Origin of the sequence: Streptomyces sp. NPDC058650, from assembly GCF_042717315.1 — a bacterium.
Classification (GTDB): Bacteria; Actinomycetota; Actinomycetes; order Streptomycetales; family Streptomycetaceae; genus Streptomyces.
Map to the genome: position 1 here is coordinate 69,308 of NZ_JBHXRL010000016.1, position 26,848 is coordinate 96,155.

At 72.9% G+C, this 26,848-nt stretch carries 28 protein-coding genes and 1 pseudogene; 15 read left to right on the forward strand and 14 right to left on the reverse strand.

Annotation, left to right across the window (positions count from 1 at the left end; genetic code table 11):
- Positions 1-9: 9 nt before the first annotated feature.
- The gene (locus tag ACFWWU_RS25845) at positions 10-1,023 is read right to left on the reverse strand and encodes a DUF4349 domain-containing protein (protein ID WP_384148186.1); all 1,014 of its coding nucleotides are present in this window, start codon (positions 1,021-1,023) and stop codon (positions 10-12) included.
- Positions 1,024-1,162: 139 nt separating this feature from the next.
- On the opposite strand from ACFWWU_RS25845, the gene hemG reads away from it, so the two are divergent.
- Positions 1,163-2,659: a protoporphyrinogen oxidase gene (gene hemG / locus ACFWWU_RS25850; protein ID WP_384148187.1), complete on the forward strand. Its 1,497-nt coding sequence runs from the start codon at positions 1,163-1,165 to the stop codon at positions 2,657-2,659.
- 17 nt (positions 2,660-2,676) lie between these two features.
- On the forward strand, positions 2,677-3,390 hold the full coding sequence (gene hemQ / locus ACFWWU_RS25855) for a hydrogen peroxide-dependent heme synthase (protein WP_384148189.1): 714 nt from the start codon (positions 2,677-2,679) through the stop codon (positions 3,388-3,390).
- A gap of 66 nt (positions 3,391-3,456) precedes the next feature.
- On the opposite strand, the gene ACFWWU_RS25860 is transcribed toward hemQ, so the two are convergent.
- From ACFWWU_RS25860 to ACFWWU_RS25880, 5 genes are all read right to left on the reverse strand, one after another.
- Positions 3,457-5,073: an alpha/beta hydrolase gene (locus ACFWWU_RS25860; RefSeq protein WP_384148191.1), complete on the reverse strand. Its 1,617-nt coding sequence runs from the start codon at positions 5,071-5,073 to the stop codon at positions 3,457-3,459.
- Positions 5,074-5,160: 87 nt separating this feature from the next.
- Positions 5,161-5,916 (reverse strand): TIGR04222 domain-containing membrane protein, encoded by a 756-nt coding sequence (locus ACFWWU_RS25865; RefSeq protein ID WP_384148193.1) that lies wholly within the window; start codon positions 5,914-5,916, stop codon positions 5,161-5,163.
- A 48-nt stretch (positions 5,917-5,964) separates the two neighbouring features.
- Positions 5,965-7,005, reverse strand: a complete 1,041-nt coding sequence (locus tag ACFWWU_RS25870) for a TIGR04222 domain-containing membrane protein (RefSeq protein ID WP_384148195.1) — start codon at positions 7,003-7,005, stop codon at positions 5,965-5,967.
- Between the two features lie 2 nt (positions 7,006-7,007).
- Positions 7,008-8,438 (reverse strand): DUF692 domain-containing protein, encoded by a 1,431-nt coding sequence (locus ACFWWU_RS25875; protein WP_384148394.1) that lies wholly within the window; start codon positions 8,436-8,438, stop codon positions 7,008-7,010.
- A gap of 89 nt (positions 8,439-8,527) precedes the next feature.
- Positions 8,528-9,346, reverse strand: coding sequence for an MBL fold metallo-hydrolase (locus tag ACFWWU_RS25880; protein WP_384148197.1), 819 nt, complete (start codon positions 9,344-9,346; stop codon positions 8,528-8,530).
- A gap of 85 nt (positions 9,347-9,431) precedes the next feature.
- Between ACFWWU_RS25880 and ACFWWU_RS25885 the strand changes: the two genes are divergently transcribed.
- Positions 9,432-10,031 (forward strand): CGNR zinc finger domain-containing protein, encoded by a 600-nt coding sequence (locus ACFWWU_RS25885; protein WP_384148199.1) that lies wholly within the window; start codon positions 9,432-9,434, stop codon positions 10,029-10,031.
- A gap of 10 nt (positions 10,032-10,041) precedes the next feature.
- On the opposite strand, the gene ACFWWU_RS25890 is transcribed toward ACFWWU_RS25885, so the two are convergent.
- The gene (locus tag ACFWWU_RS25890) at positions 10,042-10,626 is read right to left on the reverse strand and encodes a hypothetical protein (RefSeq protein WP_384148201.1); all 585 of its coding nucleotides are present in this window, start codon (positions 10,624-10,626) and stop codon (positions 10,042-10,044) included.
- A 12-nt stretch (positions 10,627-10,638) separates the two neighbouring features.
- Positions 10,639-11,352, reverse strand: coding sequence for a peptidyl-tRNA hydrolase (locus ACFWWU_RS25895; RefSeq protein WP_384148203.1), 714 nt, complete (start codon positions 11,350-11,352; stop codon positions 10,639-10,641).
- Between the two features lie 137 nt (positions 11,353-11,489).
- On the opposite strand from ACFWWU_RS25895, the gene ACFWWU_RS25900 reads away from it, so the two are divergent.
- The 4 genes from ACFWWU_RS25900 to ACFWWU_RS25915 are packed head-to-tail and all read left to right on the forward strand — an operon-like array spanning position 11,490 to position 13,895.
- Positions 11,490-12,167, forward strand: coding sequence for an AIM24 family protein (locus ACFWWU_RS25900; RefSeq protein WP_384148205.1), 678 nt, complete (start codon positions 11,490-11,492; stop codon positions 12,165-12,167).
- Complete coding sequence (locus tag ACFWWU_RS25905) at positions 12,164-13,039, forward strand: ATP-binding cassette domain-containing protein (protein WP_384148207.1); 876 nt, start codon at positions 12,164-12,166, stop codon at positions 13,037-13,039. The genes ACFWWU_RS25900 and ACFWWU_RS25905 overlap by 4 nt, the downstream gene beginning before the upstream one ends.
- A complete protein-coding gene (locus ACFWWU_RS25910) occupies positions 13,036-13,686 on the forward strand; it encodes an ABC transporter (protein ID WP_384148209.1) in 651 nt (216 codons plus the stop codon). Before ACFWWU_RS25905 ends, ACFWWU_RS25910 begins: the two co-directional genes overlap by 4 nt.
- A 14-nt stretch (positions 13,687-13,700) precedes the next feature.
- Positions 13,701-13,895, forward strand: a complete 195-nt coding sequence (locus tag ACFWWU_RS25915; protein ID WP_384148211.1) for a hypothetical protein — start codon at positions 13,701-13,703, stop codon at positions 13,893-13,895.
- A gap of 23 nt (positions 13,896-13,918) precedes the next feature.
- Here the strand turns inward: ACFWWU_RS25915 and ACFWWU_RS25920 are convergent, their stop codons facing one another.
- Complete coding sequence (locus ACFWWU_RS25920; RefSeq protein ID WP_384148213.1) at positions 13,919-14,779, reverse strand: polysaccharide deacetylase family protein; 861 nt, start codon at positions 14,777-14,779, stop codon at positions 13,919-13,921.
- 47 nt (positions 14,780-14,826) lie between these two features.
- Complete coding sequence (locus tag ACFWWU_RS25925; protein WP_384148215.1) at positions 14,827-15,024, reverse strand: hypothetical protein; 198 nt, start codon at positions 15,022-15,024, stop codon at positions 14,827-14,829.
- 113 nt (positions 15,025-15,137) lie between these two features.
- On the opposite strand from ACFWWU_RS25925, the gene ACFWWU_RS25930 reads away from it, so the two are divergent.
- A complete protein-coding gene (locus ACFWWU_RS25930; protein ID WP_384148217.1) occupies positions 15,138-16,646 on the forward strand; it encodes a hypothetical protein in 1,509 nt (502 codons plus the stop codon).
- On the opposite strand, the gene ACFWWU_RS25935 is transcribed toward ACFWWU_RS25930, so the two are convergent.
- The 4 genes from ACFWWU_RS25935 to zapE all read right to left on the reverse strand — a co-directional run bounded on the left by ACFWWU_RS25935 (position 16,632) and on the right by zapE (position 20,704).
- A complete protein-coding gene (locus ACFWWU_RS25935; RefSeq protein ID WP_384148219.1) occupies positions 16,632-17,567 on the reverse strand; it encodes a PPK2 family polyphosphate kinase in 936 nt (311 codons plus the stop codon). The genes ACFWWU_RS25930 and ACFWWU_RS25935 overlap by 15 nt on opposite strands.
- A 91-nt stretch (positions 17,568-17,658) precedes the next feature.
- Positions 17,659-19,017 carry an alkaline phosphatase PhoX gene (locus ACFWWU_RS25940; protein ID WP_384148221.1) on the reverse strand — a complete coding sequence of 453 codons (1,359 nt, stop codon included), beginning with the start codon at positions 19,015-19,017 and terminating at the stop codon, positions 17,659-17,661.
- A 141-nt stretch (positions 19,018-19,158) separates the two neighbouring features.
- Positions 19,159-19,584: an OsmC family protein gene (locus tag ACFWWU_RS25945; protein ID WP_384148223.1), complete on the reverse strand. Its 426-nt coding sequence runs from the start codon at positions 19,582-19,584 to the stop codon at positions 19,159-19,161.
- A gap of 34 nt (positions 19,585-19,618) precedes the next feature.
- Entirely contained in the window at positions 19,619-20,704 is a 1,086-nt protein-coding gene (gene zapE / locus ACFWWU_RS25950) for a cell division protein ZapE (RefSeq protein WP_384148226.1), read from the reverse strand.
- A gap of 63 nt (positions 20,705-20,767) precedes the next feature.
- Between zapE and ACFWWU_RS25955 the strand changes: the two genes are divergently transcribed.
- From ACFWWU_RS25955 to ACFWWU_RS25985, 7 genes and pseudogenes are all read left to right on the forward strand, one after another.
- Positions 20,768-21,553, forward strand: coding sequence for a pyrimidine reductase family protein (locus ACFWWU_RS25955; RefSeq protein ID WP_384148228.1), 786 nt, complete (start codon positions 20,768-20,770; stop codon positions 21,551-21,553).
- 105 nt (positions 21,554-21,658) lie between these two features.
- Entirely contained in the window at positions 21,659-22,132 is a 474-nt protein-coding gene (locus tag ACFWWU_RS25960; RefSeq protein ID WP_384148230.1) for an indole-3-glycerol phosphate synthase, read from the forward strand.
- A gap of 167 nt (positions 22,133-22,299) precedes the next feature.
- Positions 22,300-23,691: a UDP-N-acetylmuramate--L-alanine ligase gene (gene murC / locus ACFWWU_RS25965; RefSeq protein WP_384148232.1), complete on the forward strand. Its 1,392-nt coding sequence runs from the start codon at positions 22,300-22,302 to the stop codon at positions 23,689-23,691.
- Between the two features lie 10 nt (positions 23,692-23,701).
- The gene (gene msrB, locus ACFWWU_RS25970) at positions 23,702-24,112 is read left to right on the forward strand and encodes a peptide-methionine (R)-S-oxide reductase MsrB (RefSeq protein ID WP_384148234.1); all 411 of its coding nucleotides are present in this window, start codon (positions 23,702-23,704) and stop codon (positions 24,110-24,112) included.
- Positions 24,113-24,192: 80 nt separating this feature from the next.
- A pseudogene (locus ACFWWU_RS25975) lies at positions 24,193-25,923 on the forward strand (YwqJ-related putative deaminase); the annotation flags it as partial.
- A 72-nt stretch (positions 25,924-25,995) separates the two neighbouring features.
- A complete protein-coding gene (locus ACFWWU_RS25980; RefSeq protein ID WP_384148395.1) occupies positions 25,996-26,460 on the forward strand; it encodes an SUKH-3 domain-containing protein in 465 nt (154 codons plus the stop codon).
- The gene (locus ACFWWU_RS25985; protein WP_384148236.1) at positions 26,453-26,848 is read left to right on the forward strand and encodes a YwqJ-related putative deaminase; all 396 of its coding nucleotides are present in this window, start codon (positions 26,453-26,455) and stop codon (positions 26,846-26,848) included. Before ACFWWU_RS25980 ends, ACFWWU_RS25985 begins: the two co-directional genes overlap by 8 nt.

A 26,848-nucleotide genomic window follows, 5' to 3' on the forward strand; every position in this document is an offset into this window, starting at 1 on the left:
GAGAAGAAACTACTTCTCAGGAGTCTCCGGGGTCTTCGGGGTCTCCGGAGCCGCGGCGACCCCGGCGGCATTCGCCTCCGGCAGTCGGCCGGTCTCCGGGGCCGCGCCCGGGCGCGCCGCGCGGCGCGGGCGGAGCACGCGGTGCCAGACGACGAACGCGATCAGCGCCACCGCGAGCCACGGGGCCAGCGCGGCCAGGACGATCACGATCCACGCGAGCGCCCCCACCAGCGCGTTCCACCCGCCGGACAGGGCGTCACCGAAGCCGGGGCGGCCCTCGTCCTCCTCCTTGTCGGCGCCCGGCTTCTCCTTCTCGGTCAGTTCGAGGGTGATCGTGGCCAGCGCCGTCCGGTCCTTGAGCGAGGACTGCTGGGCGAGCAGCGACTCCAGGTCCGCCTGGCGGCGGCTCAGCTCGCCCTCCAGGGTCACCACGTCGGCCAGCTTCTCCGCCCGCTGCATCAGCGCCCGCACCCGCGCCACGCTCGCCCGCTGCGTCGCGATCCGGCTCTCCACGTCTACCACCTGCTCGGTGACGTCCTTGGCGTCCGCCTTGCGGGCGATCAGCTTGCCCGTGCCCGCCAGCTCGATGAGGACCGCGTCGTACTGCTCCTGCGGCACCCGCAGCACGATGCGCGAGGTGACGTACGAGTCGTCGAACCGCTCCGTCGACTCGTTCTCCACCAGACCGCCCGCGCCCGCCGCCACCCTGCGGGCCGTGACCAGGGCCTTCGCCGCGTCCTCGACCTCCACGGTCAGCGAGGCCGTGCGGATGACGTGCTGCTGCTGCCGTACGGCCTTGCCCGGCGCCGCGGACTGCTGCTCGCCGCCCGAGGCGGGGGCGGCCGCGCCCTCGGCCTTCGATCCGTCGTCGGCGCGCGTCCCCGCGCTCACGCCGCGCTTGCTCTTGCCGCCGTGGTCTGCCGAGTCGCCCGCGCCGCAGCCGGTCAGGACGAGCGTGGCCGTCAGGAGTGCGGCGGCCGTCGTCGTCCGGGCCGCCCGTGACACCGTTCGTGTTCTGCTCATGGATCCCCCCAGGGAATGGTGGCGAGTCGTGCCCCTTGGACGGGGGAGCCCCCGGTGCGGGTTGCCGTCCGGCGGTAGCGATGCGGTCACGTTCCGGCCTCGGAAAGGGAGCGCGCGGGCGATTTGAGAGAGTGGTCCCATGAACGCGGACACCACGGGACCCCACGTCGTCGTCGCCGGAGGCGGGATCGCCGGACTCGCGGCCGCCCACCGGCTCGCCACCGCCGGCCACCAGGTGACCCTCCTCGAAGCGGGCGACCGCCTCGGCGGCAAGCTCCTCGCCGGGGAGATCGCCGGCGCGCCCGTGGACCTCGGCGCCGAGTCGCTGCTCGCCCGCCGCCCCGAGGCCGTCGCCCTCGCCCGGGCCGTGGGCCTCGGCGACCGGCTCCAGGCGCCGGCCACGACCACCGCGTCCGTCTGGTCCCGCGGCGAGCTCACCCCCATGCCCAAGGGCCATGTGATGGGCGTCCCCGGCGACGCCCGCGCCGTCGACGGGCTGCTGTCCGAGGAGGGCGTGCGCCGGATCGGCCTCGACCGCGAGCTGCCCCCGACCGAGATCGGCGACGACATCGCCATCGGCGCGTACGTCGCCGAGCGCATGGGCCACGAGGTCGTCGACCGGCTCGTCGAACCCCTCCTCGGCGGCGTCTACGCCGGCGACGCCTACCGCATCTCGATGAAGGCCGCCGTCCCCGCCCTCTTCGAGGCCGCCCGCCGCCACCCCACGCTCACCGCCGCCGTCCACGCCGTCCAGCGGGCCGGAGCCGCCGTCCCGGCCGACGCGGCGGGCGCCGCCACCGGCCTCGGCGGCTCCGTCTTCCTCGGCCTGGAGGGCGGTGTGGGGACCCTGCCCGGCGCCGTCGCCGACGCGATCCGCGCCGCCGGTGGCGAGATCCTCACCCGTACCCCCGTCACCGCCCTGCGCCGCACCGGACCGGCCGGCTGGGAGGTCGTGGTGGGAGACGCGGGCGACCGGGTCCTGACCGCCGACGCCGTGGTCCTCGCCACCCCCGCCGGGCCCGCCGCCGCGCTCCTCGCCGACCACGCGCCCGCAGCCTCCGCCGAACTGGCGGGGATCGCGTACGCCTCCATGGCCCTGATCACCCTGGCCTTCCGCCGCGCCGACATGCCCGCCCTGTCCGGCTCCGGCTTCCTCGTGCCGCCCGTCGACGGCCACACCATCAAGGCCTCCACGTTCTCCAGCCGGAAGTGGCGGTGGGTCGCCGACGGCGCCCCCGACCTCTTCGTGCTGCGCACCTCCGTCGGCCGCCACGGCGAGGAGGGGCAGGTCGACCGCGAGGACACCGACCTCGTCGCCGCCTCCCTCAAGGACCTGGGCGCCGCGACGGGACTCGCCGCCCGGCCCGTCGCCACCACCGTCACCCGCTGGACCGGCGGCCTGCCCCAGTACCCCGTGGGCCATCTCGCGCGCGTCGCCAGGGTCCGCGAGGCCGTCGCCGCCCTGCCAGGACTGAGGGTCGCGGGCGCCGCGTACGACGGCGTCGGCATCCCCGCGTGCGTCGCCTCGGCCCACCGAGCGGCCGACGAGATCACGGCCGAGATCGGGGCCGGGTACGGCGACGAGATCATCGCCACGTCGAAAAGGACCGACCCCGGTGCGGGGCACTCCTCGTGACGGGCGAGAATAGGCGTATGAGTGCGCCCGAAAAGATCCCGAACGCCGGTAAGAAGGCGAAGGACCTCAACGAGGTCATCCGCTACACCCTGTGGTCTGTGTTCAAGCTGCGCGACGTTCTGCCCGAGGACCGCGCCGGCTACGCCGACGAGGTCCAGGAGCTGTTCGACCAGCTCGCCGCCAAGGACATCACCGTCCGCGGCTCGTACGACCTGTCCGGTCTGCGCGCCGACGCCGACGTCATGATCTGGTGGCACGCCGAGACGAGCGACGAGCTCCAGGAGGCGTACAACCTCTTCCGCCGCACCAAGCTGGGCCGCGCCCTGGAGCCGGTCTGGTCCAACATGGCGCTGCACCGCCCCGCCGAGTTCAACAAGTCGCACATCCCGGCCTTCCTGGCCGACGAGAACCCGCGCGACTACGTCTCGGTCTACCCCTTCGTGCGCTCCTACGACTGGTACCTCCTGCCGGACGAGGACCGCCGCCGGATGCTCGCCGACCACGGCAAGATGGCCCGCGGCTACCCCGACGTCCGCGCCAACACGGTCGCCTCCTTCTCGCTCGGCGACTACGAGTGGCTCCTCGCCTTCGAGGCCGACGAGCTGCACCGCATCGTCGACCTCATGCGCCATCTGCGCGCCTCCGAGGCGCGGATGCACGTCCGCGAGGAGGTCCCGTTCTACACCGGTCGCCGCAAGAGCGTCGCCGACCTGGTGGCGGGCCTGGCCTGACACGGCCGTACGAACCTGGTGGCGGCCCTGCTCCCGGCCGGGCGCGCCACCCCTTGACCCGGAAGATCAGACGGCGGGCGTCTTCGTTGCCCTCCCGTCCAGCGACACCGGGTCCGGCTCCGGGTGCGGCGCGCATGACGCGCGCCGCACCGGCGTCATTTCCGGGCCCTTTTCCGCGCTCGGCACAGCTCCCGTGAGCAGATAGCGCTCCAGATACCCGTTCACGCACGCGTTCGGCCCGCCCGCGACACCGTGCGTGCCCGCGTCCCGCTCGGTCACCAGGGCCGCGCCCGACAGCCGGCGCTGGAGTTCGAGGGCGCCCGCGTACGGGGCCGCCGCGTCCCGCTCCGCCGCCATGATCAGCACCGGCGGCAGCGCCCCGGGAACCGTCCGCACGTCGAGGGGCCGCTGCCGGGGCGCCTTCCAGTACGCGCAGGGCAGGTTCATCCACGCGTTGTCCCAGGTCTCGAACGGGGCCCGCTCCGCGAGCAGGGTGTTGTCCCGGTCCCAGACGGCGAACTCCTCCGGCCAGGGCGCGTCGTTGCACTCCACCGCCGTGTACACCGCACGCCCGTTGCCCGCGTCGGGATCCGGCGTCTCCGGGGGCGCGGCCTGGGCGATCAGCGGTTCCGGATCGCCCTTCAGATACGCGGCGAGGGCGCCCGCCCGCAGCGGCCAGAACCGGTCGTCGTAGCCGGCCGCCAGCATCGCCCCGTGCAGCTGGCCGGGACCGACCCGGCCGCCCGCCGGGCGCGCCGCGAGTTCGGCGCGTACCCGGTCGTAGCTCGCGCCCACCTCCCGCGCGGTGCCCCCGAGCCCGTACACCGCGTCGTGCTTCGCCACCCACGTGCGGAAGTCCGTCCAGCGCCGCTCGAACGCCTCGGATTGGGCGAGGTTGTTGTGGTACCAGATCCTGCCCGGTGACGGGTCCACGGGCGCGTCGAGGACCATCCGCCGCACCCGGTGCGGGAAGAGGGTCGCGTACAGGCCGCCGATGTACGTGCCGTACGAGGCGCCCAGGTAGGTCAGGCGCGGCTCGCCGAGCGCCGCCCGCACCACCTCCAGGTCCCGGGCGTTGTTGAGCGAGTGGTAGTGGCGCAGGGCCGGGCCCGTCCGGCGCGCGCAGCCCTCCGCGTACGTTGTCGCCCGCGCGATCCGCTCCCGCTTGTACACCTCGGACGGCCGGCTCGGCGCGGGTGTCGGGCCCGTCGCCCGGTCCGCCGGATCCTGGCAGGAGACCGGCGCCGAACGGCCCACCCCGCGCGGGGCGTAGCCCACGAGGTCGTACGCGGCGGAGATCCGCCGCCACTCCGGGAGCTCGGCGGCCAGCGGGAAGTACGTCGAGGAGGCGCCGGGGCCCCCGGGGTTGAAGAGGAGCGCGCCCTGCCGGCCGGCGGCGGGCCCCGAGGCCCTGACGCGGCTGACGGTCAGCGGGATGCGGGGCCCGTCCGGGTCCGCGTAGTCGAGCGGCACGCGGACCGTGCCGCACACGACGGACGGCGGCAGCTTCTCGGCCGCGGCGCAGGCGCCGAAGACGATCCCCTCGGCGGCGGCCCGGCGGGCGGCGAGCAGGGTGCCGCGTGCCTCGGACGGCGGGGCGTCGTGCGCGGGGGCCGGGGCGAGCGAGGGGACGGAGGTGAACAGGAGGGCGCTGAGGGCTCCGTACAGCGCGGGAGAGGGCATCGGTGCTTCCCTTCGTGACCGCGTGCGCGTGGGGCGCGCGCGGGTGCGAAGAGATCGTTGGCGCGGGGGAGGAGCGAAGTAAAGGAACTACGGCAGGCGCACGGGAGCGTGTCTCCGGAGTGCCGCGCGGAGCTCGGGTTCCAGGACGGCGGGGCCGCGCGTCGCGAGCGCGGTGAGCGGGTCGGCGGGGGAGAGGCCGGAGAGCAGCCGCTGCCCGGCGGGGGACGCCCAGCGGGTGTACGGGTACACCTCGACGCGGCCGATCAGCAGGCACAGTCCGGACGCGAGCAGCGGCAGTGCGAACGCGGCGACGACCAGGGTGCGTTCGGTGCCGGGCACGAGGAGCGCCGCCGCCGTCCCGAGCGCCAGGGAGAGCAGGAAGGCGGCCCGCACCGCGCGGACCCCGGCCGCCACCTCCCGGCGGCCCGACTCGGGCACGGCGAGCCCCCGGTCGACGAGCCGCTGGGCGAGCGACCGCACCGCGTCGGCGGTGGCCACCGCCGGACGGACCGCGGGGATCGGGGACTGCCCGCCGGGCCCGATGGCACCGAGCACGGTGCTCTCCCACTCGTCCCGGGAGCCGGTGGAGGAGTCCACGACCGTCGCCCAGCCGGTGTGGGCGAGCAGCAGCCGCCGTTCCCGGTGCATGGCGACGAGGGTGAGATCGGTGACCCGCAGCGGACCGCCGGCGAGGTAGGCGGCTTCGAGGACGGTGAGCTCGGCGTCGTCCCCCGCGGGGGACGGGGGAGCGGGCAGGGCCGCCACGAGGGTGGCCCGGCACAGCCGCGCGCAGCCGGCGCCGGCCACGACGCACGCCACGAGGAGAAGCGGAACCCAGACCATGTCCGAGTTCTACGACAGGACCGGCGGGCCCGCCACTCGAATGGGTGATCAGCTACTGGAACTGGAGCACGAACTCCCGCTGGAACTGGAGCTGGAGCACGAACTGCCGCTGGAGCTCGAACAGGAACTGCCGCCGCCCCCGCCGCCGGACCCTCCGCCCGAGCACGAACCGGAGGAACAGGAACCGGAGGAACAGGAACCGGACGAGCAGGAACCGGAGCCTCCGCCCGGGGAGCCGCCGCAGAAGCTGTTGTTCGCGCACCACACGGTGGCCACACCGGCGGCGGCGTGGTCCGCGGTGGAGTGACGCGCGGGCGCGGGCCGCCTTCCGCGCCCCCGTCCCCGGGGCGGCGCGTACACCCGGGCGGCGGCGAGGAGTTGTTCCCGCAGCATCGGGTCGGGCAGACCCCGCAGCCCGTACAGGGCCACGAGATGACCGGCGTCCGCCAGGTGGCCGTGGGCGCGTCCGTACGCCGCGAGGGCGCCCTGCCCGGCCGGGGTGATCCGCTTCGAGGCGATCGCCCCGCACGAGATGGCCGTGACCCCGGCGGCGAACAGGGCGGGCAGCACCTTCACCACGAACGGCACCGACATCTCCGCCGCGGTGGCCAGGTCGAGGACCGTGAGGACGACCGAGACGGGGAAGAGGAGGAAGGCCGTGAGACCGAGCGCGAGGCACCAGCCGAGGGTGCTGCTCCGCCGTGCCGGTTCCACGATCAGCCCGCGCCCCGCGAGTCCGTCGCCGATCTCCTGGACCGCCGGGTGCCGCATCGCGGCGAGCCGCAGGTGGTGCAGGGCCCCGTGCGGGGCCGCCGCGTGTTCCTGGAGCACGGCGCGTTCCACCGGGTCGTACGCGACGGGCCGGAGGACCGCGACGATGCCGGGGCCGCCGATCGCGATCCGGCCGTCGGACTGGAGGGCGGCGATGGCGGTGTCGACGACCCGTGCCGGGCCGCCGTTCAGGAAGGCGGCCTCGTACCGGTCGTGGACGGGCCCGCCGGTGCCGCCGCGTGACCGGACGACCCGGGTGACGAGCAGCGCGATGCCGGCGGCGGCGGCCACGTAGAAGACGACGACCAGGGTGTTCACGGTCACCTCCGTGCGAGGGCGTGTCGGGCGGCCCGGGCGAGCCGGACGGCGCGGCCGGGGGGGCGGCTGCCGGAACGGTCCTGCCACCACTCCGTGAGCCGCCGTCGGGCCGCCGGGTCCTCGGGGCGGTCGGCGAGCAGCAGGTGTTCGGCGAAGTCGAGGGCGTCACGGCGGTAGCCGCCGGTCATGGGGCGGGTCCTGGCGTACGCGAGGAACGCGGGCCGGAAGCCCTTGCCGAGGATCTCCGGCAGCTCGGGGGCGACCTTCGCGACGACGCCGGCCCGCTTGGCCGCGAGCGCCCGGCTCTGCACCCCGAGGCGCCGGCTGTCGAAGCCCTCGGGGGCGGGCGTTCCGGCGACGAGCGCGGACAGCAGCGCGGCCTGCGCGAGCCCGACGCGCTGGCGGGCGCCGTCGCAGGGCGCGGATGCCTCGTCCGTGGCGCGGGGCCCGGGAAGGTCCGGCGTCACGGCGGCGACAGTGGCGGCGGCGGCCGCGGTTCTCGGCGGCGGCGTCAGAGTCGGCGTCGGCGTCGACGTCGGCATGGGTCCGCCCGACACCCGGGCGCCCGCGCCGATGAGCAGCGGCGACGCCACCGTCTCCCGTACGACCGTCTCCCGTACCACCGTCTCCCGGATCACCGTCAGTTCCGCCGCCAGCTCCTCCGCCGGCGGGAAGTCGTCGTCCCGCTCCAGGAGCACCCCGGGCGGCGCGATCCGCGACGCGAGATCCGCCAGGACGTCGAGCACGGCACCCGGCACGGGATGCGCGTGCGTGTCGTGCCAGACGCCGTCGCGTTCGACGCCGCCCGCCACGTGGACGTAGGCGATGGCCTCGACCGGCAGCTCGGACAGGGCCTTCGCCGGGTCCTCGCCGCGGTTGACGTGGTTGGTGTGCAGGTTGGCGACGTCGATGAGGAGCCGTACCCCCGTACGCTCCACGAGTTCCGCCAGGAACTGCCCCTCCGTCAGCTCCTCCCCGGGCCAGGCGATCAGGGCCGCGATGTTCTCCAGGGCGAGCGGCACGGGCAGCGCGTCCTGCGCGATGCGCACGTTCTCGCAGAGCACGTCGAGCGCGTCCCGGGTCCGGGGCACGGGCAGCAGGTGGCCCGCTTCGAGGAGCGGCGACGCGGTGAGCGGCCCCCCGGCCCGTACGAACGCGATGTGCTCCGTGACCAGCGGCGCCCCCAGCGCCACCGCCTTCTCCCCGAGCGCCGCGAGCCGCGCCGGGTCCGGCCGGTCCGCGCCGCCGAGCCCCAGCGACACCCCGTGCGGGACCACCGTCACGCCGCGCTCCCGCAGCCGGGTCAGCGAGTCGGGCAGGTGGTCGGCGCAGATGTTCTCCGCGACCACCTCGACCCAGTCGACGCCGGGCAGCGCCTCCACCGCCTCCGCGATCTCGGGACGCCAACCGATGCCGATGCCGAGTTCCGCCATGTCCCCCATGTCCCCCTCCTTCGGTCCTCAGTCATCCACGTGATGGCCCCGGTGGAGACGTTCGAACCCCGGGAGGGGGACGTTCAGAGCTACATTTGAGGTTCCGGCGTCCGGAGGGCGGCTCCGCCCAGATCGAGCCGGCCGGCCAGCCCGGCCTTCGTGAACGCGGCGACCACGTCGTCACGGCTCTCGGTGAAGTGGGCCCAGCTGTCGCAGTGGACGGGAACCACACGGCGGGCGCCGAGGATCCCGGCGGCCTCGGCGGCCTGCGCGCTGTCGAGGACGATCACAGCGCCGTCGAAGAGCTGGGTGAAGCGCGGGGCCCCGGCGAACAGGATGGCCGTGTCCACCGGGCCGAACCGTTCGGCGATCTCCTCGACCAGACCGAGCGAGGCGTTGTCGCCGCTGACGTAGAACGTGGGCAGGTCCTGCCCGGTCAGCACGAATCCGACGACCTGGCCGGTGAACGGCTCGACCTCCTCGCGGGTGCCGGGCCCGTGCAGCGCGGGCACGCCCGTGACGGTGACAGTGCCGCCGCCGGGACGGTCCAGTTCGACCGACTCCCAGTCGGCGAGGCCCTTGGCCCCGGCCCCCAGGCGCTGTCCGCCGCCGGGCGTGGTCAGGGTCAGCGGGACGTCCGCGAGCAGGGCCCGGCCGGACGCGTCGAGGTTGTCGGGGTGCTCGTCGTGGGAGAGCAGGACCACGTCGATACGGCCGAGGTCGGCGGGCGCGGCCGAGGCGGGCGCCGTCTTGGTCAGCAGGCCGCCGGGCACGGGGTAGTCGCGGGGCGCGTCGAAGGTGGGGTCGGTGAGGAAGCGCAGGCCGCCGTACTCGAAGAGCGCGGTCGGGCCGCCGAGGACGCGGACGGGGATCTGCTCGTGCTGGGTGGGCGTGCTGATGTCAGTCATCAAAACCTCACGAATAAGTGGCGATCCATCCGTGAGAACCATAGCCCATGCCTCACGGATGAACGCAAGCCGTACCATGAGAACCATGAGTGAGAGCCCGACCGCCGAATCCGCGCTGCCGCCCGCACCGGGGGAGGAGGAGTACGCCGCCCTCGCCTTCGTGAACAGCGCCGTCGCGCTGCCCGGAGGGCACTCCACGGACTTCCTCGGCACCCCCGAGGCCACGAACCGGTGGCTCACCGAGCACGGCCTCGCACCGGCCGACGCCGGGGTGCAGGAGATGTGCGCGGCACAGCTGCGCTCCCTGCGCGAACACATCGGTTCGCTGTGCGCCGCCCGCGTCGCGGGGCTGCCCGCCCTGCCCATGGCGGTCTCCGCCGTCAACGACGCGCTGAGCAAAGCCCCCACGGCCGCCCTGCTGTACTGGGACGCGAAGAACGGCCCCTACCGCGCGGCGCCCTGCCCCACCGACCAGATCCTCGGCCGCGCCCTCGCGACCCTCGCGGCCAACGCCGCCGACCTCCTCACCGGCCCCGACGCAGAGCGCCTCACCCGCTGCGGCTCCACTCCCTGCCGGCGCTACCTGCTGCGCCACGGCCGCCGCCACTGGTGCTCCACCCGCTGCGGCGACCGCGCCCGCGCCGCCCGTGCCTACGCCCGCCGCACCCGGCCGCAGGCGGAGTGACGGGAGCGGTTCAGTCGGCGCCCGGGACCGTGTGGTAGTTCGTGGTCAGCGTCCACTCGACGAGCGTGCCCGGGCGTTCCCGCAGCGCGCGGAGCGTGACGTCGGCGTGATCGGACACGCAGGTGCGGAGGATCGCCTTGTGCCGCACGGGGCACGGCTCCGAGATCTTCGCCCGCGGCTCGTCGCCCGGCCCGTCCCACGACAGGAGCTCCCCGCCCCGGGAGCGCACTCCCCTGATGTCGTCGGGTACGGGACCGTCCACGACGAAGTACAGGTGCAGCCGCATCAGGCAGTACAGGGCGGGCTGCTTCGGGGCGTTCCGGTCGAAGAGGTTCCTGCCGCCGCCACGGGTGCACGTGTCGACCAGCGTGGTGCGCAGGGCCGGACCCCACGGCGAGGCTCTGCCGATCTCCTCGGCGCGGGCCCGCAATTCACGCTCGGCGCGCTCCCGTTTCCGCCGGACCTCGTCCGACGTGGCGATCTTCCGGAGCTTCCGCTTGCCGGGGCGGCCGGTACAGGCGTCGATCCCCACCAGGACGAACAGAAGCAGCAGGGACGTGGCCTGGCCGACCCGCCGGCCTAACGGTGAGGTCATGGCGCGAGTCTCCTACGGCCGGCGCAGCCGCAGGTGAGGAGCGAAGAGGTGGCTTCCCTCGGACACGACCGTCTTCCCGGGCGCGATCTCCGTGAAGCCGGCGTCCCGCACCACGGGCAGCCCGCTGTCGCTCGCCGTGAGCGCGGTCCAGTGCCCGGCCGTCGCGGTGCGCACCGCGAGCGGGAAGCCCGCCTCCTGCCAGGCCTTCCGGTCCGCGTCCGGCATCGCCCACCACAGCAGCTGCGCGCCGTGTCCGGCCTGCGCCATCGTCTTGCCCGCCGACATGTCGAGCCCGGGGTTGATCCAGAGCGTCACGGCCCCGTCCGGTACGGGGCCGGGCGCGGCCGGGTCGTCGAGGTCGGTGCCCGACACCTGGAGCTTGGCCAGCTCCTTCGGCCAGCCGTCGAGCGGCACCGGCGGGAAGACCCGTACCTCCGCCTCCGCACCGGTCACGGTGATCCCCGGGAGCGTTCCGGCCTTCCGCCACTCCGCGCCGCGCGCCCGGCGCACGACCTTGCGGATCCGGGCGTCCTGCCAGTCCGTCATGAGCTGCGCCCACTCGCCCTCACCGAGGGAACGGTCGTCGGTGAGGATCTCCAGGACGGCCCGCGCGGCGGTCTCCAGGGCGTCGGTACGCGACGGGGGCGCGTCGCGCTCGATCCGTACCACCAGGGGGAGGACGAACTGGGGCTTCTCATCGCGGAGGTCGGTCTCGTCGCTGCTCACCGGGCAAGTCTGCCACCGCCGTGACGCACGCCCGACGGCGGGACGACGGCGGTACGACGGCCGGACGACGGCGGGACGACGGCCGGACGCCGGGGCATTCTTGTGGGAATCGGAGCTTCCGGGCCAGGATGCCCTGCATGAAGAGTGATCTTTTCGCCGGCGAACACCTCGCCGAGGCGGCCGGCTTCCCGGGCATGACCCTGCAGAACGCGAAGTCGGTCAAGTACACCGTCAACGGCGAGATGCACGCCCGCCAGGGCTCGATGATCGCCTTCCGCGGCGACCTCCACTTCGAGCGCAAGGGCCAGGGCATCGGCGGCCTGCTCAAGCGTGCCGTCACCGGCGAGGGCCTGGCGCTGATGGCCGTGCGCGGCCAGGGCGAGGCCTGGTTCGCGCACGAGGCGCAGAACTGCTTCATCATCGAGATCGAGCAGGGCGACGCCTTCTCGGTCAACGGCCGCAACGTCCTCTGCTTCGACTCCACCCTCCACTACGAGATCAAGACCGTGAAGGGCGCCGGGGTCACCGGCGGCGGCATCTTCAACTCCGTCTTCTCCGGCTACGGGAAGGTGGCGCTGATCTGCGAGGGCAGCCCCATCGTCATCCCCGTCTCCCCGCAGGCTCCCGTGTACGTCGACACCGACGCCGTCGTCGGCTGGAGCGAGCAGCTCCGCACCTCGCTGCACCGCTCGCAGTCCGTCGGCTCGATGATCCGCGGCGGCTCGGGCGAGGCGGTGCAGCTCAAGCTGGAGGGCCAGGGCTTCGTCGTCGTGCGGCCGAGCGAGCTCACCCCGCAGAAGACCTCGTCGAGTTGAGGCTGGAGCGGGTCGGGCGCCGGTACGGCCCGCGCGGGCCGTGGGTCCTGCGCGGGGCCGTCCTCGACCTGCCCGCCTCCACCCTCGTCCGCGTCGTCGGCACCAACGGCACCGGCAAGTCGACCCTGCTCCGGCTGATCGCCGGGATCGACGCCCCGAGCGAGGGCCGGATCACCGGCCGCCCGCCCCGCACCGCGTACGTCCCCGAGCGGTTCCCCGCGGCCCTGCCCTTCACCGCCGCCGACTATCTGGTCCACCTGGGCCGCGTCCAGGGCCTCGGCCGGGCGGCGGCCAGGGCCAGGGCGGGGGAGTGGCTGGAGCGCTTCGGGGCCGGGGAGCACGCCCGTACCGAACTGGCGGAACTCTCCAAGGGCACCGGCCAGAAGGTCGCCGTCGCCCAGGCCCTCATCGCCGACCCGGACCTCCTCGTCCTCGACGAGGCCTGGACCGGCCTCGACACCACGGCCCGCACCGCACTCGACCGCGCCGTCCGGGAACGGGTCGCGGCGGGCGGGACGGCCGTCTTCGTCGACCACGACCCGCGCCGCCTGGCGGGGGAGGCGGACGCGGCGTACGCGGTGGAGTCGGGTGCGGTACGGGCCGTGGCGCCCGCGGCGCGGGACGTCCCGCCCGGCCGCCGGGTGCGGATCATGGCCTCCGGCGGCAAGCCCCTCCCGGAGGGCCTGCCAGGCGCCCCCGCCGCCGAGTGGCCGGACCCGGCCGACCCCGCCGCCGAGTCGCCGGACCCGGCCGACCAAGCCCGCCCCCTCGTCCTCACCGTTGACGCGGCACACTCCGACGCCCTGCTCGCGGCGCTCCTGGCCGCCTCCTGGCACATCCACCGACTCGACTCCGGAGGCGTCCGGGTATGACGGCGCTCCTGCGCTACCAGACGGGTCTGCTGCTCCGCTCCCAACGCTGGCTCGCACCGCTCCTCCTGTACGCGGCCTTCCTCGCCGTCGGCGTCCGCGCCGGCGAACCCGTGCTGGGCGCCCTCGGCTTCTCGGCGGCGCCCCTGGTGCCGGTGACGGCCTGGTGCGTGCGGATCTGCCTCACCCAGGAACCGCCCGCCGCCCGGCACGTCGTCGCCGCGGCCGCCGGCCGGAGCCGCGCCCACCTCGCGGCACTCCTCACCGGGACCGCGCTGCCGGGGCTCCTCGGCGTGGCCGCCGTCCTCGGTCTCACCGCGATCGGCGACCGGCGCGGGGTCGGCCCGCTCGCCGCCACGGGTGCCGGGCTCCTCGCGACGGCGGCCTGCGTCCTGACGGGCGCCGCCGTCGGCGCGCTGGCCGCCCGCCCGTTCCTCAAGGCCACCGGCTGGTCGGTCACGGCCCTCGTGCTCGGCTCGCTCCTCGCCCTCGTCACCACCGGCTCCCCGGCGAAGCACGCCCTGACCGCGCTGGTCACCGGCTCCCGCACGACGACCGCGCACCTTCCCTGGCTCGCCTGCGCCGGTGCCGTGCTCCTCGCGGCGGCGACGGCGGCCCTCGCCTGCCGGGCCACGGCACGCCTGGAGTGAGTACGCTCGAAGGTATGACCGAGTCCACGTCGTACTGCGACGGAACAACCGGGCCCACCGGCCCGAAGCCCGAACCGGCGGCCGAGGGGCCGTTCGCCTCGTGCGTGCTGTGCCAGGAGCCGACCGAGTACCCGGAGTCGACCAAGGGGATCACGCTCTGCCCCGTCTGCGAGTGGCAGGAAGCCCAGCGCACGGCCTGCTCGGGCTGACCCGCCCGGCCGGAGGCATACGCTCAGCGGCCGCCCATCAGCTCCGAGACCTTCACGAAGCGGTAGCCGCGCGCCCGCAGCTCCGGGACGATCCGGCGGATCGCCTCCTCGGTGACGGGGGCGGCGCTGCGCGTGCAGTGCATGACCACGAGCGAACCCGGCTTCACCCCGTCGAGCACCTGCTCGGCGACGGCGTCCGCGTCCTTGGCGAAGGCGTCGCCGCTGACCACGTCCCACTGGACCGCCGTCACCCCGGCGGGACCGAGCGCGCGCAGGGCCGCGTCGTCGTAGCAGCCACCGGGGAAGCGGAAGTACGGGACGACGTTGACGGCCCCGGCATCCCGGAAGGCGTCGAAGGCCCGCTGCACGTCGGCCGTCATGTCGGGTCCCGCGACGGTCGGGAGGCCGTAGCAGGGGGACGCGAAGGCGTAGTGGCTGTAGGAGTGGTTGGCGATCTCGAAGCGCGGGTCGCCGCCGATGGACTTGGCCTGGTCCGGGTACTCCTCCGCCCAGCGGCCCGTCATGAAGACGGTGGCGTCCACCTTGAGCCGGCGCAGGGTCGCGATGAGCCCGGGGTTGTCGAAACGCTCGCCGGCCGCGGCCCGGGGGCCCTGGTCGGCCGTCATGTCGGCGTCGAAGGTGAGCGCGACGACCTTCTCGGCGCCCTGCGCGCGGCGGCTGTAGACGGGGGTGAGCCCCCCGGGCCCCGGCGCCATGGTGGGCGGGGCGGCGGGCACGCGCGCGGGCTTCGGGCCGGCGGCCGCGCTCGCCCGGGGCGACGGGCTGTGGGACGCGGTCGGGGCCTTCGCCTTCGGGGCGGAGGTCTCGGCGGCGCCCCCGCCGCAGCCGACGAGAGCGGCGCCCAGGAGACCAAGCGCCGCCATTTTTCGTACAGAAATGTTCACGATCGGAAGTTATCCGATCAAAGTGTCTAACGCTCGCGACTCGACAGCAGCAGCACCCGAGTCCACGCGCTGAGCTGACGCACCATCGCCTGAGCGTGCGCGGCCCGCTCGCGGCGGAAGGGGAGGACGAGCAGCGCGGGCACGAAGGCGAGGGTGACGAGCAGCAGGGGCACGGTCGCGACGAGGACGATGAGGGCGCGCTGCGCCCAGCGGAGAGTACGCATGGGACTCCTTGACGGAAGGAACTGACGAGCCCCCACCATCGGTCCCGTCCGGTACGTTGCGACAGCCGCAACCGTTGCCGATGCGGCGTCAACACCGCAGGGGGAGAGGCACCATGACCGAAGTCGTCCGTACGCAGGGCACCTCGTCGGAGGTCGAGCGTGGCGGGGTCCCCGAAGTTGCCGCGCTCGGCACCGTGTTGACGGACCTCTTCAACAGACTGGGCATCCCGCAGACCCAGTACGCCCACCGCGTCCACCTCGACAAGTCCGCCGTCTCCCGCTACCTCTCCGGCCGTCGCCTAGCCCCTCAGGAGTTCATCGACCGTCTGGTGCGGGAGGTGGAGGAGCACGTGGGCGCCCCGCTCCAGCTGGAGGCCAAGGAAGCGATCCGGGCACAGCGGCTGGAGGCGCTGCGCGTCTGCAATCCGGCGGAGTTCCGGCTGGAGGGCCTCCGGAGCGAGCTCGCCCGCTCCCGCCGCGACACGGAACGCGCCCACCGGAACATCGAGGCCCTGCACGCCCTCCTGGAGCGGAAGGAGTCCGAAGTCCGACACGTCGCCGAGGACCTCGCCCAGCTCCGCCTGGACTGGGGCGCCGAGCGGACCGAAGTCGTCCGCGCCCAGGAGGACCTCCTCCGCCAGGTCCTCCAGCTCCGCCAGGACCTCCAGGACGCGGAAAGCCTCCGGGCGGATGCCGAACACCAGAGCCGGGAGCTGCGGGACCAGGTGCTGAGCCTGGAGGAGGAGCTGTCGCGGCGGCGCCCGGCGACCTCCGACGACGTACCGCTGGAGCTGTTCAAGAGTCGGCTGCTGTCGATGTGGGAGGAGGAGGACCTCCCCGAGGCGGCACGCGACCTGACCGAGGCCGCGTGGTCGCGTCCCCTTGAGGAGGTGGCGGACCTGCTGCGCTGGCTGCTGGAGCGCGGCGCGGCCCCGGAGACCTTCGCCGCGGACGTGGCCCGGCTGCGGCCGATGGTCGACGTGCTGGCGTTCGCCCCGGAGGTCGCACGGCTGGGACGGACCCGGACCCGGGAGTCGTGGACGGCGGCGGTCGCCGCCCGGGTCACCGAGCGCAACGCGGCCGCCGTCTTCCAGGGCCTGAGGGACGTCGAAACCCGCTCGGACTCCGAGGCCGACCGCGTCCTCGCCGAGGCGGTGGCCCGCGTGCGGAGCGACGCGGCGGCGGTCGCCCTGGTGACGGCCGCGCTGGCCGGCACGGCGACCCCGGTGCGCCTGGAGCGGGTGGCGGAGACGCTCGCCAACGGGAGCAGGCTCGACCGGTTCGGCCTGCGGGTCCTGGCCGGGCTCGCGGAGGCCGGCAGGCCCGACGTGGCAGCTCGCCTGCTCGCCTACTTCTTGCGAATCCATCGGTTCGTCAGACTGGCCGAGCGGGTCGGCGCACTTGACGATGCACAGATAGACGCGCTGTTCGACCTGGTGACCTGGCTGGACGACACGGACCTCATGACCGCCTTCGCCATGGGCCTGACCCTCGACGTCACCCTCTTCGACCGCCTGCTCACCACGATGGCCGAGCAGGGCAGGCTGAGCCTGCTCGACCTCACGCCCTTCGAGGAGCTGAACACGGCCGTCAGGGACTGGCGCCGCTCACGTCATCAGTAGCCGCCGCCGGCACTCGTCGACGTCGAAGTCCCCCGGCGGGTACTTCGGGTCCAGCGCCTCCAGATGTTCGAGCAGCAGCTTGCTGATCGCCCAGTTCCGGTACCACTTCCGGTCCGCCGGGACCAGGTACCACGGGGCCTCGTCCGTCGTGCAGCGTTCGAGGGCGATCTCGTACGCCTTCCGGTACGCCGGCCACACCGCCCGCTCCTCGATGTCGCCCTGGTTGAACTTCCAGTGCTTGTCGGGGTTGTCCAGGCGCTCCAGGAGCCGGTTGCGCTGCTCCTCGTACGAGAGGTGCAGGAAGACCTTGACGACCGTCACCCCGTCGTCGGCGAGGGACTTCTCGAAGTGGTTGATCTGGGCGTAGCGCCGGTCGAGCTGCGAGCGCGGGACCAGGTCGCGGACGCGCGCGATGAGGACGTCCTCGTAGTGCGAGCGGTCGAAGATGCCGATCTCGCCGGGCTGGGGGAGCGCCTTCATGATCCTCCAGAGGAACGGATGGCTCTGTTCCTCCGGGGTCGGCGCCTTGAAGGCGCGGATGCGGCAGCCGGACGGGTTGAAGAGGCCGATGACGTGCTTGACCGTGCCGCCCTTGCCGCTGGTGTCCATGCCCTGGAGGACCAGGAGCAGCCGTCGCCGGTCGCCCGCCGTGCTCGACGCGTACAGGCGTTCCTGGAGGTCCGCGAGGCGCGGTGCGAGGGCGGCGGTGGCGCCCAGGCCGGCCGCCTTGTCGGTGGGGCCGGCCGGGGTCGCCGAGGCGTCGTACGCGGTGAGGTCGAGCCGCTCGCCGCCGGGCACGCGCAGCACGTCCCGCAGGGGCGTGTCCTGCGGCGTCCGCTGCTCCCCCCTCTTACGGTCGGCCCTCTTCCGGCCCGTCTTCGTGCGGTCCGTCTGCTTCCGGTCGTCCTTCTGCTTCGCCACCGTGTGACCCTTCCGCCGCGCCACTCGTCCTTCCCCGATCCTGCGACGGAACCAGGTCGTCCGCGACCGCGAACGGGCTCAGCTCAGCAGCTCAGCACCAAGGGCCCGTCACCGCGAAGGTCGTCCCCGGCGTGTAGCAGTTCACGTACATCGTGGAACCGTCCGGGGAGAAGGTGACGCCCGCGAACTCGCCCCACTCCGGCGCCTCGGGCGTCCCGATGTTGTTCGCCCCCCGGGCGACCGGGTACACCTCGCCCTTCCTGCTCACCCCGTAGACGTGCTGCGCCCCGTCGCCGTCCTCGCTGACCATCAGGCCGCCGCTCGGCGTGAGACAGATGTTGTCCGGCGACTCGCCCGGGAGCCGGATGTCCGTGCTCGGGCCGAAGACGACGACGAGCGTGAGGCGGCGCCGGTGGGGCTCGTACTTCCACACCTGCCCGAAGTGGGTGGCGCCCGAGCCGTCCTTGAGGCGGGCGAAGGAGGACACGAAGTACACGGCCCGCCCGCCCCAGTAACAGCCCTCCAGCTTCTGGGCGTGCGTGATGCCCTTCGGCCCGAAGTCCTGGAGCCTGATGGGCGTCTCGGCCGCCTGCGGATCCGGTACGGGGACCCACTCGACGCCCTCGAAGCGCGCGCCGGTCTCCTGGATCACGGACAGGTCGGGTACGCCGGGCACCCGCATGGCCTCCAGGGCGCCGCCCGCGCGCAGCGAGCCGGTGCCGCCGAGCGGCTTGCGCGGGAGGAAGCGGTAGAAGAGGCCGAAGGGCTGCTGGAAGGCGTCCTCCGTCTCGTACACCATGCCGCTCGACGGGTCGACGGCGATCGCCTCGTGCTGGAAGCGGCCCATCGCGGTGAGGGGGACGGCCCCGGTGCGGTGCGGGTCGGCTCCGTCGACCTCGAAGATGAAGCCGTGGTCCTTGGTGTAGCCGTTCGTCCCGGCCTTGTCCTCGGTCTCCTCGCAGGTCAGCCAGGTGTTCCAAGGGGTGTGCCCACCCGCGCAGTTGACGGCGGTACCGGCGATGGCGACGCGCTCGCCGAGGACGTTGTTCCGGCCGTCGAGTTCCAGGGCCGTGCACCCGCCCTTCGCGGCCGGGTCGTACGTCAGTCCGGGGACGGTGGGGACGCCGATGCGTCCGGTGACCCGGTTCTCGTGGTTGCGGACGAGATGCACGCGCCCGCGCCGGCCGGCGAAGGCGCCCATGCCGTCGTGGTTGCTGGGGACGGGTCCCTCGCCGGAGCGGAGCGGATCGCCCTGCCGGGAGAGGACCTTGTAGCGGAAGCCGGCCGGGAGGTCGAGGAGCCCGGCGGGATCGGGGAGGAGGGGGCCGTACCCCGCTCCCCTCGCGGCCACCGCGCTGCCGGCGAAGAGCTCGGAGAAGGCGCCGGTGAAGGCGATCCCGGCGGCGGACGCGCCGGTGCGGGAGAGGATCTGACGTCGTGTCGCGGACATGAGGCAACCCACTTTTCCTGTTGGCGGACAGGCGTGTGCTGTGCTGTGACGTGTGACCCGCATGTGTGTATCACGCACTGTGGTGACACGTGAACCATGCGGGCCACAACGGCCTCATGTGGCGCGTGAACTGACGAGGGGTCAGTCCAGTTCGGCGGTGAGCGTGATCGTCGTTCCCGTGAGCGCCTGGCTGACGGGGCAGTTCTTCTTCGCTTCCTCGGCGAGCGCCCGGAACTCGTCCGCGTCCAGGCCCGGGACCTCGCCGCGCACGGTCAGGTGGATGCCCGTGATGCCCTCGCCCGGCTGGAAGGTGACGTCCGCCTTGGTCTCCAGGCGAGTCGGCGGGTTGCCGGCCTTGGCCAGACCGCCGGAGAAGGCCATCGAGAAGCAGGAGGAGTGCGCGGCGGCGATGAGCTCCTCGGGGCTCGTCTTGCCGTTCGGCTCGTCCTTCCGGGCCGGCCAGGAGACGTCGTACGAGCCGAGGCCGGAGGAGTCGAGGGTGACGACGCCGGAACCCTTGAGGAGGTCGCCCTGCCAGACGGTGTGGGCGTGACGCACGGTGGCCATGGTGGATCCCTTTCGATCGGGTACGGCCCCCAAGCTACTGCGCCACAAGCCCCTTCGCGTCGCGCGCGAGCGCGGTGAGCCGGGAGATGGCCCGGAAGTACTTCTTGCGGTATCCGCCGTTCAGCATCTCGTCGCTGAAGAGCCGGTCGAAGGGCAGTCCGGAGGCGAGGACGGGTATCTCGCGGTCGTAGAGGCGGTCGGCGAGGACGACGAGCCGGAGCGCCGTCGACTGGTCGGGGACCGGCTGGACGTCGGTGAGGCAGACCGCCGCGAGGTCGTCGGTGAGCGCGCCGTACCGGCTCGGGTGGACCTTGGCCAGGTGGTCGAGCAGGTGCGGGAAGTCGTCGAGGGCGGCGCCCGGCGTCGCGTACGCGGTCTCCGTCACGACCTGGTCGGAGTACGGGGCGGGGGCCTCGGGCAGGCCGCGGTGGCGGAAGTCCTCGCCGTCGATCCGCAGCGGCATGAAGTGCGCGGAGAGGCCCTGGATCTCGCGGAGGAAGTCGGCGGCGGCGAAGCGGCCCTCGCCGAGCTTGCCGGGGAGCGTGTTGGAGGTGGCGGCGAGGGCCACGCCCGCCTCGACGAGCTTGCCGAGGAGGCTGGAGACGAGGACGGTGTCGCCCGGGTCGTCCAGCTCGAACTCGTCGATGCAGAGGAGACGGTGCCCGCTGAGGGTCTTGACCGTCTGCTGGAAGCCGAGCGCGCCGACCAGGTTGGTCAGCTCGACGAAGGTGCCGAAAGCTTTCAGCGCCGGCTCGGCGGGGGTCGCGTGCCAGAGGGAGGCCAGCAGGTGGGTCTTGCCGACGCCGTACCCGCCGTCCAGGTAGACGCCGCGCGGCCCGCTCGGGGCGGCCGGCTTCTTGGCGAACCAGCGGCGCTTCCCGGCGCCGGTGGCGTGCGCCCCGCCGAGGCCCTCGGCGAAGCCGCTCAGCGCCTTGACGGCGTCCGTCTGGCTCGGCTGGTTCGGGTCCGGCAGGTACGTGTCGAAGCGTACGGAGTCGAAGCGTGGCGGCGGCACCATCTCCGCGACGAGACGGTCTGCGGGGACGTGGGGCTCTCGGGAGCAGAGCGAGAGCGGGGCCGCTTCGGTGGAAGCCGCTTCGGTGAGGGCGTGGGTCGACACAGTTCCCCACTGTAAGCGCCATGTCAGACTGCGAGGATGCGACGCCTGCTCCCTGTGACCTACATGACAGACCCCGCAAACGAAGTGGGGGCCGAGGCCGAGACCGCCGCCGGGGAGGTGTCCGCCGGTGGCCGGGAGTGGTCGCTCGACGAGCTGGCCGACGCCTACGCGTATCCGGAGGGTGACGGTGTGTGGCTGCGGGCCAACATGGTCTCGTCGCTCGACGGGGCAGGTCAGCACGACGGCCGCTCCCAGCCGCTCTCCTCCGACACGGACATGCGGATCTTCGGCACCCTGCGCGGGCTAGCCGACGTGATCGTCGTGGGCGCGGAAACGGTACGTCTGGAGGGGTACCGCCCGGCCAGGGCGCGGGAGGCCTTCGCCGCCCGCCGGGCCGCCGCAGGGCAGGGGCCCGCACCCGTGATCGCCGTGGTCACCGCCTCCCTCGACCTTGACTTCTCGCTGCCGCTCTTCACGGAGCCGCTGGTGCCGACCCTGATCCTCACGGGGGCCGCCGCGCCCGCCGAGCGCGTACAGGCCGCCCGGAAGGCGGGCGCCGAGGTGCTCTTCGCGGGCGAAGGGGCCGGGGTGGACCCGGCCCGCGCGGTCGCGGTCCTCGCGGAGCGCGGGCTGCGGCGCCAGCTGACCGAGGGCGGGCCCCGGCTGCTGGGCCAGTTCGTGGCCGCGGAGGTCCTCGACGAGCTGTGTCTGACGATCTCGCCGACGATGACCGCGGGCGCCGCTCAGCGGATCGCCGGGGGCCCTTCGGTGGCCGTCCCGACACGCTTCGCCGTGGCTTCCGTGCTGGAGCAGGACGGGTTCCTCTTCACCCGCTACCGTCGGATCTGACAATCGGCGGAATTTGTCGTTCCGCTTTCCGTCCGCTGGGCACACTTATGTCGCAGACCCCGTGCGGGCACGGGGAAGGATGGTTTCCGCAGAAGGGCTCCTGAGGTGTTCACAAGCGTTCTGATGATCGAGAAGCCCCTGACCTCCGTCGACGTGGAGTTCGTCACCACGCTGCACGGCGACGAGGGCGTGTCCTTCATCGTCCTTATGCAGCCGCGTGGTGACCAGGCCGACGTGCTGTTGCGTGCCATCGACGACGTCGCCATGGGCGAACTGAAGGAAGCCGCCCACGAGAGCGGGGAACCGGAGGGCAAGGCCGCCCGGGTCCCCGCCGAGCTGGCCCTGGAGCACTCGCTCCAGGCCCTGAGAGACGCCGGCTGCGAAGCGGTCGGCCAGGTCGTCGAGGACCACCCGCTCACCAAGATGAAGGCGGTGGTCGAGGAATCGGAGGCGGACGAGGTGATCGTTCTCACCGCTCCGCACTACGTGGAGGAGTTCTTCCACCGGGACTGGGCCTCCCGGGCCCGCCACAAGGTGGGCGTACCCGTACTGAAGCTCTTCGCCCACAGCGAGGAGTAGGGAACACCGAGGGTCCGTGTCCGCGCCCCGTGCAGGGGGCGCGGACACGGCGGCCCCTCACGGGCCGGGGACACGGCCGACCCTCCGTGCCCCGGGCCGCCCGGCGCGAGCCACTAGGCTGGTCCTTCCAGTACGACACAGCCAGACGCACCCGGGGAGAGATCCACATGGCACCCGCCATCCCTGCCGCCATGGAACGGCCGCACTTCATCGGCATCGGCGGTGCCGGCATGTCGGGCATCGCGAAGATCCTCGCCCAGCGCGGCGCCAAGGTCGCCGGCAGCGACGCCAAGGAGTCCCCGACCGCCGAGGCGCTGCGCGCCCTCGGCGCCACCGTGCACATCGGCCACGCCGCCGAGCACCTCGCCGACGACGCCTCCGCCGTCGTCGTCTCCAGCGCCATCCGCGCCGACAACCCCGAGCTGGCCCGCGCCGCCGAGCTCGGCATCCCCGTCGTGCACCGCTCCGACGCGCTCGCCTCCCTCATGGACGACCTGCGCGCGATCGCGGTCGCCGGTACGCACGGCAAGACGACGACCACCTCGATGCTGGCCGTCGCCCTCACCGAGCTGGACCTCGACCCCTCGTACGCCATCGGCGGCGACCTCGCCGGCCCCGGCACCAACGCCCGCCACGGCTCCGGGGACGTCTTCGTCGCCGAGGCCGACGAGAGCGACCGCAGCTTCCAGAAGTACGACCCCGAGGTCGCGATCGTCCTCAACGTCGAGCTGGACCACCACGCGAACTACGCCTCCATGGACGAGATCTACGAGTCCTTCGAGGCCTTCACCGCCAAGATCCGTCCCGGCGGCACCCTGGTCGTCGGCGAGCACGCCGGCGCCCGTGAGCTGGCCCGCCGGGTCGCGGACCGCGACGGTCTGCACATCGTCACGGTCGGCGAGTCCGAGGACTCCGACGCCCGGATCCTGAAGATCGCCCCGAACGGCATGAAGAGCGAGGTCGTCGTCCTCCTCGACGGCGTCGAGCACACCTTCACCGTCTCGGTCCCTGGCCGCCACTACGCCCACAACGCCGCCGCGGCCCTCGCCGCCGGCGCCCGCGTCGGCATCGACCCGGCCGAGCTGGCCCAGGCCCTCACCGCCTACACCGGCGTCGGCCGCCGCCTCCAGCTCAAGGGCGAGGCCGCGGGCGTCCAGGTCATCGACTCGTACGCGCACCACCCCACCGAGATGACCGCCGACCTGGAGGCCATGCGCGGCGCCGCCGGTGGCGCGCGCCTGCTCGTCGTCTTCCAGCCCCACCTGTTCTCCCGCACCCAGGAGCTCGGCAAGGAGATGGGCGACGCGCTGGCCCTCGCCGACGCCTCGGTCGTCCTCGAGATCTACCCGGCCCGCGAGGACCCGATCCCCGGCATCACCAGCGAGCTGATCATCGCCGCCGCGCAGCGGGCCGGCGCCGACGTCACAGCCGTCCACGACAAGGCGACCGTCCCGGACGTCATCGCGGGAATGGCCAAGCCCGGCGACTTCGTTCTGACGATGGGCGCGGGCGACGTCACGGACCTCGGACCGCGCATCCTGGACCACCTGTCGAACTGAGGAGCATCCGATGACCGCGTACGAGGTCGAGAAGCCGGACGAGCAGTGGCGTGCGGAGCTCACTCCGGCGGAGTACCAGGTGCTCCGCCAAGCGGGCACCGAGCCCGCCTTCCGCGGGGAGTACACGGACACGAAGACCAAGGGCGTGTACTCCTGCCGGGCCTGCGGCGCGGAGCTCTTCACGTCGAACGAGAAGTTCGAATCGCACTGCGGCTGGCCCTCCTTCTTCGACCCCAAGGACTCCGCGGCGGTCGAGCTGATCGACGACCGCTCCCACGGCATGGTCCGCACCGAGGTCCGCTGCTCGCGCTGCGGCTCGCACCTGGGCCACGTCTTCGAGGGCGAGGGCTACCCCACCCCGACGGACCAGCGGTACTGCATCAACTCGATCTCGCTGCGCCTGGAGCCGGACGAGGGCTGACGCCCGGACGCCTCGTCACCAGCCCCCTGTGGTAGGACTATTGCGGATTGCAAACAGTCTTCAACGGGGGGCGGGGGAACGTGGCGGTCACGGTTCCGGACTGGGCGGACACTCTTCTCGATCTGATCGGGGTGGCGTGGCCGAACGTCGACGAGGACGCGTATCGCGAGATGGCGGACGCGCTCAGGGAGTTCGCGGAGGATCTGGAGGACGACGGTCAGCTCGCGAACAATCATTTCGAGCGGTTGTTGTCGTCGGGTGAGGGTGAGGCGCTCGACGCGCTGAACGAGCATTGGGCGAAGATCAAGACCAAGCATCTGAAGGACATCTCGGGTGCGGCGCGGACGGTCGCGGGTGGTCTGGACACGGCGGCGGGTGCGATCGAGGGCATGAAGCTCGCGGCGCTCGTCCAGCTGGGCTACCTGGCGGCCGAGGCCGGTATCGCGATCTCTTTGATTCCGGTGACGGGTGGGCTGTCGGCGCTGATCGGCGCGGCGGCGATGCGGGCCACGCAGGAGGTGATCAAGCGGCTGATCAAGGAGTGCGTGGAGGAGGCCGTCGGTTACGTCGTGGCGGCGATGACCGAGCCTGCGGTGGCGGCGCTTGAGGGCATGGCGGCGGATCTGGTGGTCCAGCTGGGCGCGGTGGCGATCGGTCTGCAGGACGGGGTGGACCTCGACCAGACGAAGGACGCCGGGCAGGACGGTTTCAAGGAGGGCGTCCAGTCGGGCAAGGAGTCGTTGAACCTGGCGTCGGCCGGCGGCGGTGGCGGTGGCTCGAAGGGTGGGGGGCTGAAGAACCTGCACATCGAGCATGCCGAGCACACCCATGCCTCCACCCAGCTGAACACCGTCAGCGCGGGGATCCATGGCAAGACGGCGGGCAAGCTCACGAAGGCGAAGACCGCGCACGGCCGGACGCGGGGCCGTGACTCGATCGCCGACGCGATCGATCCGATCGCGGACAAGGCGCTGGAAGCGCTGACCAAGGCTGCGAAGAACATGGGCGACCATGTCGGCCAGACGTTGCCCAAGGCCGTCAAGCAGATCTCCGTCGACCACAAGAACACCGACGACAACCTCCGCGACCGTTTCGCCCGCCAGCGCAAGGGCGACCACGACAACAACGGCGGCGGAGGCGGCGGAAACGGCGGCGGTGGAGGCGGCGGGGGCGGCGGCGGTAACGGGCCGGGCAGCGGCAGCGGCAACAACCCCGGCGGAAACCGCATCTCACCGGCCCCGCCCTGGCACGGCAGCTCCGCCGGTAACATGAGGCACCACCGGACGGACCCGCTCGACGTCAGCCACCTGACGCCCGAACAGCAGCGGGCGGCGCTGGTCCAGGAGGCCCGCGACCTCGCGAACCAGGCGCGCAAGGCCGACCCCGACAACCCGAACGACCCCAAGCACCAGATCGACCTTGCCAAGACCCACTTCCCGCCCGGCACGAACCTCCTCGACGGATCGTGCTCCGGCAGCCTCCTGCACGACGGCACCGTCACGAGCCACTCCAGCTCCACCAAGGGAGCGGGCCAGAAGCTGCCCGACCTGCACCCCGCCATGCAGTCGATCTACGACGACGTCAAGGCGCAGATCGAAGGCGAAGGCAGGAACCCGGGGGCGGGACACGGCAAATGCGCGGAGGCCAATCTGGTCTCGGACCGGCTGCGGAGCCTCGACCCCGACGGCACCTCGATCAAGTCGGCCGACGACGTACGCGAGGCCATGAAGGGATCGCAGGTCTACAGCGTGCAGATCGGCGAGCAGGTCAAACCGCACCCCCTCGGCCACGGCGAGTACAAAGCCCCGTGCCGATCGTGTGAGATCGCAATGGACATGGCGGGCGTCTCCGCCTACACCGGATAAGGAGTTCCCGTGCCGCGAATGGAAACCCGGGAGGACGTCGACGCCTGGTTCGGGGAACACGGATGGTTCCCCGGCCGCGACGTGACCGACCAGGTACCGGCGCTGATCAAGGAGGTCGCCGAGCAGTACCGGGAAGCGGGCTTCCCGGTGGAGCCCTTCGAGGCCGCGACCGCGTTCCTCACCGAGCACGGCGGGCTGCGCCTGACGATCGACGCCCCCCGCGAGGAGTACCTCTACTTCACCCCGTACCTGGGCTACCGGTCGGCTCCGGCCGATGTCGCCGAACTGAGCCGCGACCTCGGCGTACGCCTCTTCCCGGTCGGCCTCGACAGCTCGGACTCGTCCCCCGTGCTCGTCGACGAGCAGGGCAGGTTCTTCTACCTGCACCACACCGGCGCCTACTACATGGGCGCCGACAAGCACGAGGCGATGATCAGTTTCGCCCACGCGCCCATGCAGGACGCGGAGGATTTCTATGTCTGACCTGATTCCCGGCACGGCCGCGTCGCTGCTCATGCACGGCACGATCACCAGCCACACCAACCTCGCCGGTGACGGCGAGCCTCACCTCCACCCCGCCGTCCAGGAGTTCTTCCACGCGCTCCCGCCGTCCCTGCGGGAGCCGTTCATCGGCTACTGCGCCGAGTCCGCGCTCGTCTCCGACGAGCTCTTCGGTCTCGACCGGCAGCGGGCCGACGGACGGACGATCACCCTGGACGAGGCGGCCCCGCACTTCGAGGGCGCCGCGCTCGTCGCCCGTAAGATCCGCCCGCACGGCGACCCCGAGCACGGTACGGAGGCCGAGGTCTGCCGCTCGTGCACGGCGCTCCTCGACCGGCTCGGCATCGACGTCCTCCACGGCGAGGGATGA

Bases quoted from the DNA above. Each gene is read 5' to 3' on its own strand.
- ACFWWU_RS25845 (WP_384148186.1), bottom strand. From the start codon at position 1,023: ATGAGCAGAACACGAACGGTGTCACGGGCGGCCCGGACGACGACGGCC.
- hemG (WP_384148187.1), top strand. From the start codon at position 1,163: ATGAACGCGGACACCACGGGACCCCACGTCGTCGTCGCCGGAGGCGGG.
- hemQ (WP_384148189.1), top strand. From the start codon at position 2,677: ATGAGTGCGCCCGAAAAGATCCCGAACGCCGGTAAGAAGGCGAAGGAC.
- ACFWWU_RS25860 (WP_384148191.1), bottom strand. From the start codon at position 5,073: ATGCCCTCTCCCGCGCTGTACGGAGCCCTCAGCGCCCTCCTGTTCACC.
- ACFWWU_RS25865 (WP_384148193.1), bottom strand. From the start codon at position 5,916: ATGGTCTGGGTTCCGCTTCTCCTCGTGGCGTGCGTCGTGGCCGGCGCC.
- ACFWWU_RS25875 (WP_384148394.1), bottom strand. From the start codon at position 8,438: ATGGCGGAACTCGGCATCGGCATCGGTTGGCGTCCCGAGATCGCGGAG.
- ACFWWU_RS25880 (WP_384148197.1), bottom strand. From the start codon at position 9,346: ATGACTGACATCAGCACGCCCACCCAGCACGAGCAGATCCCCGTCCGC.
- ACFWWU_RS25885 (WP_384148199.1), top strand. From the start codon at position 9,432: ATGAGTGAGAGCCCGACCGCCGAATCCGCGCTGCCGCCCGCACCGGGG.
- ACFWWU_RS25890 (WP_384148201.1), bottom strand. From the start codon at position 10,626: ATGACCTCACCGTTAGGCCGGCGGGTCGGCCAGGCCACGTCCCTGCTG.
- ACFWWU_RS25900 (WP_384148205.1), top strand. From the start codon at position 11,490: ATGAAGAGTGATCTTTTCGCCGGCGAACACCTCGCCGAGGCGGCCGGC.
- ACFWWU_RS25910 (WP_384148209.1), top strand. From the start codon at position 13,036: ATGACGGCGCTCCTGCGCTACCAGACGGGTCTGCTGCTCCGCTCCCAA.
- ACFWWU_RS25915 (WP_384148211.1), top strand. From the start codon at position 13,701: ATGACCGAGTCCACGTCGTACTGCGACGGAACAACCGGGCCCACCGGC.
- ACFWWU_RS25920 (WP_384148213.1), bottom strand. From the start codon at position 14,779: ATGGCGGCGCTTGGTCTCCTGGGCGCCGCTCTCGTCGGCTGCGGCGGG.
- ACFWWU_RS25925 (WP_384148215.1), bottom strand. From the start codon at position 15,024: ATGCGTACTCTCCGCTGGGCGCAGCGCGCCCTCATCGTCCTCGTCGCG.
- ACFWWU_RS25930 (WP_384148217.1), top strand. From the start codon at position 15,138: ATGACCGAAGTCGTCCGTACGCAGGGCACCTCGTCGGAGGTCGAGCGT.
- ACFWWU_RS25940 (WP_384148221.1), bottom strand. From the start codon at position 19,017: ATGTCCGCGACACGACGTCAGATCCTCTCCCGCACCGGCGCGTCCGCC.
- ACFWWU_RS25945 (WP_384148223.1), bottom strand. From the start codon at position 19,584: ATGGCCACCGTGCGTCACGCCCACACCGTCTGGCAGGGCGACCTCCTC.
- ACFWWU_RS25955 (WP_384148228.1), top strand. From the start codon at position 20,768: ATGACAGACCCCGCAAACGAAGTGGGGGCCGAGGCCGAGACCGCCGCC.
- murC (WP_384148232.1), top strand. From the start codon at position 22,300: ATGGCACCCGCCATCCCTGCCGCCATGGAACGGCCGCACTTCATCGGC.
- msrB (WP_384148234.1), top strand. From the start codon at position 23,702: ATGACCGCGTACGAGGTCGAGAAGCCGGACGAGCAGTGGCGTGCGGAG.
- ACFWWU_RS25980 (WP_384148395.1), top strand. From the start codon at position 25,996: ATGGAAACCCGGGAGGACGTCGACGCCTGGTTCGGGGAACACGGATGG.
- ACFWWU_RS25985 (WP_384148236.1), top strand. From the start codon at position 26,453: ATGTCTGACCTGATTCCCGGCACGGCCGCGTCGCTGCTCATGCACGGC.